7 protein-coding genes, 1 rRNA gene and 1 pseudogene are annotated in these 6536 nt (G+C 39.4%); 8 read left to right on the forward strand and 1 reads right to left on the reverse strand.

The features are described 5' to 3' along the window. The first annotated feature begins 174 nt into the window (after positions 1-174). The 6 genes and pseudogenes from NC799_RS15120 (at position 175) to perR (ending at position 3880) form a co-directional block, all read left to right on the forward strand. Positions 175-624 carry an ion channel gene (locus NC799_RS15120; RefSeq protein ID WP_272447275.1) on the forward strand — a complete coding sequence of 150 codons (450 nt, stop codon included), beginning with the start codon at positions 175-177 and terminating at the stop codon, positions 622-624. Between the two features lie 52 nt (positions 625-676). Then, on the forward strand, positions 677-1147 hold the full coding sequence (gene bcp / locus NC799_RS15125) for a thioredoxin-dependent thiol peroxidase (RefSeq protein ID WP_272447276.1): 471 nt from the start codon (positions 677-679) through the stop codon (positions 1145-1147). Positions 1148-1153: 6 nt separating this feature from the next. Then, positions 1154-1417, forward strand: a pseudogene (locus NC799_RS15130) (aminopeptidase); the annotation flags it as partial. A gap of 297 nt (positions 1418-1714) precedes the next feature. Further along, entirely contained in the window at positions 1715-2665 is a 951-nt protein-coding gene (locus NC799_RS15135) for a D-2-hydroxyacid dehydrogenase (RefSeq protein ID WP_272447277.1), read from the forward strand. Between the two features lies 1 nt (position 2666). After that, on the forward strand, positions 2667-3224 hold the full coding sequence (locus NC799_RS15140; RefSeq protein ID WP_272447278.1) for a cob(I)yrinic acid a,c-diamide adenosyltransferase: 558 nt from the start codon (positions 2667-2669) through the stop codon (positions 3222-3224). Between the two features lie 209 nt (positions 3225-3433). After that, positions 3434-3880 (forward strand): peroxide-responsive transcriptional repressor PerR, encoded by a 447-nt coding sequence (gene perR, locus NC799_RS15145; RefSeq protein WP_417006694.1) that lies wholly within the window; start codon positions 3434-3436, stop codon positions 3878-3880. A 216-nt stretch (positions 3881-4096) separates the two neighbouring features. Here perR and NC799_RS15150 read toward each other — a convergent pair whose 3' ends face one another. Next, a complete protein-coding gene (locus NC799_RS15150; protein WP_272447280.1) occupies positions 4097-4471 on the reverse strand; it encodes a YgzB family protein in 375 nt (124 codons plus the stop codon). A 347-nt stretch (positions 4472-4818) separates the two neighbouring features. Between NC799_RS15150 and NC799_RS15155 the strand changes: the two genes are divergently transcribed. Next, positions 4819-5688, forward strand: a complete 870-nt coding sequence (locus NC799_RS15155) for a nucleotidyltransferase-like protein (protein ID WP_272447281.1) — start codon at positions 4819-4821, stop codon at positions 5686-5688. A 507-nt stretch (positions 5689-6195) separates the two neighbouring features. Further along, positions 6196-6536: ribosomal RNA gene (locus NC799_RS15160) — 16S ribosomal RNA — on the forward strand; the annotation flags it as partial.

Consider the following 6536-nt stretch of genomic DNA (forward strand, 5'->3'; position numbering starts at 1 on the left):
TTATACCACTTTTTCGGGTCATCATTTAAATGTAGCTGTGCATAAGCTTGTATAAATGCCATACCTTTACAATATAGTGTTTAAACATGTGTCGGGTAATCCTATCATGTCACCTATGGGTTGGATCAAACTGCCTTGTAATGTCAGGGTTACTTTCTGAGGAGGAGATACGGGATGGTCATAGCTATCGTTTCAATAATCGTGATTGTTAGTTTAATGGGATGGAGTCTATACTCTTTTATCCATCATAAAACATATCAACGAAGTTATTTTTCGTACGAATTATTTTATACACTTATCCTTGTTTACTTTATCGTATTGATCAGCTTCGGTTTATTATATTTTATTTTATCCTTTCACGGTGTGTTATTAATTGAGGGGGGAGTGCTGCAAAAGGAATCAGCAATGGAAACGTTAGCCCACTCCCTTTATTTCAGTGGTGTTACATTAATGACTGTCGGCTACGGGGATGTTACGCCGGTTGGTTTTGGTCGCTTACTGGCACTAACGGAAGCAATGATTGGCTATATTCTTCCTGCCGCCTTTTTCTTAAGAGTTTGGTTTCAATCGTTTGAAAAAAATAATAAAGAAGAAGAGACTGAACGTGAAGTGGATTATTTGTAAGTTGATGAAAGTTTGGATAATCTGTAAGTAGAGACTGAATGGAGGGAAAATAATGAGTGTAGAAGTTGGAAAAGCTGTACCGGAGTTTGAACGGAACGATAATCATGGAGAAGTAGTTAAACTTTCAGATTTAAAAGGGAAAAACGTTGTACTCTATTTCTACCCAAAAGATGCTACACCAGGATGTACAACAGAGGCGTGTGATTTTCGTGACAATCACGAAAGCTTCGCTGATGTCGATGCGGTGATTTTAGGAGTTAGTCCAGATTCCGAGGAAAGTCACAAAAAATTTATTGATAAGCATGACCTACCATTCCAATTGCTCGTAGACGACGACCATAAACTTGCCGAACAATATGGTGTATGGAAATTGAAAAAGAAGTTTGGCAAAGAGTATATGGGAATTGAACGGTCTACCTTCATTATTGACAAGGAAGGTGTACTGCAAAAAGAATTCCGTAACGTCAAAGTGGACGGCCACGTGGAAGAAGCACTACAATACATCCGCCAACACTTAAGTTAAGCGGGGATTGGGTTAAACCCAAAAGTGTCTGAACCAATGGGTGACATTTTGTTTGATGAAAAAATACATGAAAGCATTCATTTTACCCCTAGTCAGGCATACGAGGAAGCGGATAATGGAAATAAATCCTCTGTTCACTGGGACATGGTGCTAATCCAGCGTCCTGAATACGATGGTGGGGAAATTTACTTTGATGATGTGTTGATTCGTAAAGATGGGAAGTGTGTTTTAGATGAACTAAAAGGCCTAAATTCAGAAAATTCGGCTTAAGTAGGTCATGGTACCATACGGGCACGCGATATCTGAATACATTATAGTAAGTAAGAACCCTAAACTCTCTTCTTTAAATATATATCATAACCTTCGGCACAAGCAGACAGCTTGTGCCATTTTTTTCTAAATAACTTGCGCATGGTGCCTTGCTCATGTCATAAAAGCTGAAATCGACATATGATTTGGCAAAAGAACCTCATCATGCCTAAAATAATAGTAGAGTTTAATAGATAATAATGACCACGACTTGGAAGCGGTGGAGCCGTCATCCGCTCCCTTATTGGAGGAGATTTGATGTTAGTTGTTTCTAGTGCGTTATTAACGGATGGGGTGAGGGCAAGTCTGATTAATGATTTTCCTGATCAAACGTTTGAATTTTACCGATCGATAGATGAGGCAAGTGACCGCTACCCTTATATAGAGATTCTGATTACATATGGGGAAGACCTCACGCCTTTTCATATCCGGCAAATGAGCAAACTAAAATGGATTATGGTTATCTCCGCAGGAATGGATCTCATGCCGTTTGCTGAGATAAAAGAGCGGAATATCCTTGTCACAAATGCTAAAGGGATCCACAAAATTCCTATGGCTGAATACGCTATTTCGATGTTTTTACATTTGTATCATAAGCAACCAATTTTTTACGAAAATCAAAAAAAACAAGCGTGGAATCGCAACATTTTAGTAAATGAGATTACTGGTAAAACGATGACGATTGTTGGCACTGGTGAAATAGGTCAAGAACTCGCTCGGATTGCCAAAGCTTTTCAAATCAAGACAATTGGAGTGTCAAGGAATGGCGAACCTAAGGATTATTTTGATGAAGTATATCCGGTGGACGAACTAATAACGACCCTAAAACACGCGGACTTTATCGTTTCGATACTACCAAGTACGAATGAAACGAAATACTTGTTCCAACTGGCCCATTTTAAAGCGATGCCGAGTCACAGCATTTTCCTTAACATGGGGCGGGGCGATGTTGTTTCAAGTGACGTGCTCTTGTCTGCACTTAATACTAATCAAATTGCTCACGCTGTTCTTGATGTTTTTGAAACGGAGCCGTTACCAAAAGGTCATCCGTTTTGGACACATGAAAAAGTAACGATGACACCGCATAAGTCATCCCACTCACCAATGTATATTCCGCGTGCAATTACTATTTTTAGGGAAAATTTAAAGAAATACAGCAAGGGTTCGAGCAATTTTATTAATGAAATAGATATAGATAGGGGGTATTAGCTTGCGGATTTATACACGAACAGGTGATAAAGGAACAACTTCATTAGTATATGGGAAGCGGGTACCAAAAAACCATATCCGTGTCGAGACATATGGTACGTGTGATGAGGCAAATTCAATGATCGGGCTTGCGGTGAGTCATCTAGTTCAAGAGGATTGGGATACGAAACAAGCTTTCATTGAGTTTATGCACAGGATCCAAACGATTCTTTTCTATGTCGGTTCAGAGTTTGCGACACCACCAGAGAAAGAAGTCGCCTGGAAGCTAACTGAAACACACATCCAGGAATTGGAGCAACAAATCGATCAATGGGATAGAGAATTACGAGAGCTTAAACATTTCATCTTGCCAGCCGGTCATCCTGCCGCAGCAGCACTACATTCTGCTCGAACCATTGTAAGGCGCGCAGAACGAACTGCAGTCTCGCTGCAGGATGAACTAAATTCAAATTTACCGCTATCTTATTTAAACCGCCTATCAGATTTGTTGTTTGTTGCTGCTAGATACATTAACAAGCAGACAAAAACGGAAGAATTACCGTTAAAAGTCGATAAATAGAATAAAATAGGAGTAGACTTAATATACTTTTATTGACAGAATGTTTACAAAGCGGTTACACTAATTATAAGAATTATAAAGTAATAATTGTACCAGATGATGGAAAATCACTTTTCTAATTTAGCTAAATGAGAGTTAATAGAAAAGTTGTCCGTTTGAAATAGAAAGCAATTTTTGATAATCCTATTATTTCATGGAAAGCGAGGTGCATGGCGGTGACAGAAGAAAAACTTCAAGAGGCAGTGAGTCGATTAAAGGAATCTGGAGTAAGAATCACACCACAGCGTCATGCGGTACTTGAATTTCTTTTAAACGCAGAGATCCACCCTACCGCAGATGATATCTATAAAGCACTCGAAGGGAAGTTCCCAAATATGAGTGTTGCGACGGTTTATAACAACCTAAAGGTATTTCGTGAAATCGGATTAGTTCGAGAATTAACGTACGGAGATTCTTCTAGTCGTTTTGACTGCAATACATCGAAGCACTATCACATCATTTGTGATGAGTGTGGGAAGATTGTCGACTTTCATTATCCAAGTCTTGATGAGGTTGAGTCTTTGGCCGAGCAAGTGACAGGATTCCAAGTAAGTCATCACCGAATGGAGATTTACGGAACTTGCCCTAACTGCAAGAAAGAATTACAACACCACTAAGTATATTACCCTCTTCCGCGTAATCACGGTTGGAGGGTTTTTTTATTACAAGATAAGAAAGTGAAAAAACAAGAGCTGTCTAGCTCCGCTTCCTAGCCCGCCTGAGGTCATAAGACTAGCCTTTCTGTGGCAAAGACCGCCACTCAGGGCTTGTCTTATGCCTGCCTTAATCTAGCAAGGCGCTTCCGCTTTTCTTAGTAGACAGCGCTTGCTCGACTATGACTTATGCTTTGTTTCGTTTCGAAATTCCTTAGAATTGTATTTCTCGTCAAATTCTTTACCTTCCAAATTCTTATCCATTGTGAGTGGTTGTTTACAGTGCATGCAAGCATCGACTCGTCCTAACATTTTTGTTGGCTGGTGGCAGGATGGACATACAATTTGGACTGCCCGTGTCGAGAGCATACCAATCCAAAAGTATACCACCGTACTAAAGACGATGCTCAAAAGTCCAAGAATAAAGAATATAACCATTAGCCACTCCGTTGTTTTAACCATAATTCCAACGTACATTAGCCCAAAGCCAATGAAAATTAAGCTGAGGGCAAATGTACGTATTTTATTTATTTTACTTGAGTAATTGATGGACACTGAAGAACCCTCCTTGTTTGCTCAAACGTAGTATAGCATATTTTGTCGTATATGGGGGTAGATAAGAAAAGACGAGTAACTTAGTCTAAAAAAGGGTATAAAAAATTACAGAGGAAAAAAGGATTTTCAATGACTTTATCGAAATATAGTTTTTAAATCATTTATATTGATCTACATATCATTTTATAAATCCCGAAGCAAAGAAAACATAAGATAAAGATGAAGGGAATCGGGTGAGGTAATACTCATGCTAGTTGAACTATACGATTAGAAGTGAGTCTGGTCGTCGTCAGTTCCTATCGTATAAAGTGATTTGGCAAGAAATTGTATGCTGCGGGGGAATGGAAATGGAAGATTTACTACGTCCAATCTATCAGGAACGAGCAAGCCATCCAAATACACTGGGAATTCTATTTATCGATAAAAATAAACCGATTAGCCCAGTAACAGATAATTTCGATATTATTTTACTCGTTATTGTGTCTGATGCGGATAAAGACTGGTTCGTAAAACATTATGAATTTAAAGGGAAGACAGCTGCTCTTCATATTGTTGATGAAAAGTTGTTAAAAGAATGGATAGATACAAGCACATATCGGCGAGCGGTTGAATGGATTGTAAACGGAAAGGTTATCTTTGACCGAAACGAATATGTTACGAACTTAAAAGAAGAGTTGCGCACCTTTCCTGAGGAAAAAAGATTGTTGAAGAAGGCCATTGAATTCGCAAAACTTACTCGTAGTTACAGTGAATCAAGAGACCTCTTTGAAACAGAACAATATTTGGACGCATATAGTAGAGTGCTTCGCTCCCTTCATTATTTAGGAAGGCTCGCCATCATCGAAAAAGGCTTCCATCCAGAAGTGATTGTTTGGAGTCAGGTGAAACGGATAGACCCAGAGGTTTATAAACTATATGAAGAGCTTATTCAAAGTGAAGAGGAAACTAGTAAACGTGTTGAATTGATGTTGTTAGCAGTTGAGTTTGCGGTAAACTCTCGTGCTAAACCGTGTGCGCAGCATTTGCTAGAGGTAATGAAAACCAAAGATGAGCCATGGAGCTTTGGTGAATTAAAGGTTCATCCGAAAGTCCAATCGTATGCGGTGGATTTAAGCTCAATGGTCGAATACTTAGCTACAAAAAACATTATTGAAGTTATATTAGTAGAGACAAAGGGGAACCATATATTCCATCGAACATATCAAGTGAAAGCATAGGATAGCGATGCAACTACTAGTTTAATGAATAATCAGGGGTAGTAGTTGCTTCACGTTTCATTTGGTTGTTGACATTGCTTTGTTTTCTATGCTATATTAAAACCCGTCGCAAAAAGCACACCAAAAACAAATGATAAAAAATAGGTTGACACGTTGATGTCTATCATGCTATATTTGTGAGGTCGCTTTTTGAAGGGCGATTTGAGAAAAAAGAAATTAAAAAGTTGTTGACTTCTACGAAGTGGCGTGATATGATAATGAATGTCGCTGAAAGATGAAGTGATGACGAAAGTGAAATTGATCTTTGAAAACTGAACAAAACAACCAGTATGTTTAAAGAAAAAGTGTAGGCGACTGTTTAATAGCGTACAGATAGATAATATAGCATGTAGCACTTCGAACTTCAAGTGCAAAATGATGGATTAACTATACGCTAGCTATTGGGAGCCGAAGCTGGATTAGAAATACAATTGCTAGTCAAGTTTATGAGTAAATCAACTCATTCATTTATTGGAGAGTTTGATCTTGGCTCAGGACGAACGCTGGCGGCGTGCCTAATACATGCAAGTCGAGCGCGTAAAACTAGTTGATCCCTTCGGGGTGACGCTAGTGGACCGAGCGGCGGACGGGTGAGTAACACGTGGGCAACCTGTCTGTAAGACTGGGATAACTCCGGGAAACCGGGGCTAATACCGGATAATACTTATATCCTCATGGATGCGAGTTGAAAGATGGCTTTTCGAAGCTATCACTTACAGATGGGCCCGCGGCGCATTAGCTAGTTGGTGAGGTAACGGCTCACCAAGGCAACGATGCGTAGCCGACCTGAGAGGGTGATCGGCCACACT

Origin of the sequence: Aquibacillus salsiterrae (assembly GCF_028416595.1) — a bacterium.
GTDB lineage: Bacteria > Bacillota > Bacilli > Bacillales > Amphibacillaceae > Aquibacillus_A > Aquibacillus_A salsiterrae.

Coding starts and splice junctions, on each gene's coding strand:
- NC799_RS15135 (WP_272447277.1), top strand. CDS start 1,715: ATGTTAGTTGTTTCTAGTGCGTTATTAACGGATGGGGTGAGGGCAAGT.
- bcp (WP_272447276.1), top strand. CDS start 677: ATGAGTGTAGAAGTTGGAAAAGCTGTACCGGAGTTTGAACGGAACGAT.
- NC799_RS15155 (WP_272447281.1), top strand. CDS start 4,819: ATGGAAGATTTACTACGTCCAATCTATCAGGAACGAGCAAGCCATCCA.
- perR (WP_417006694.1), top strand. CDS start 3,434: ATGGCGGTGACAGAAGAAAAACTTCAAGAGGCAGTGAGTCGATTAAAG.
- NC799_RS15120 (WP_272447275.1), top strand. CDS start 175: ATGGTCATAGCTATCGTTTCAATAATCGTGATTGTTAGTTTAATGGGA.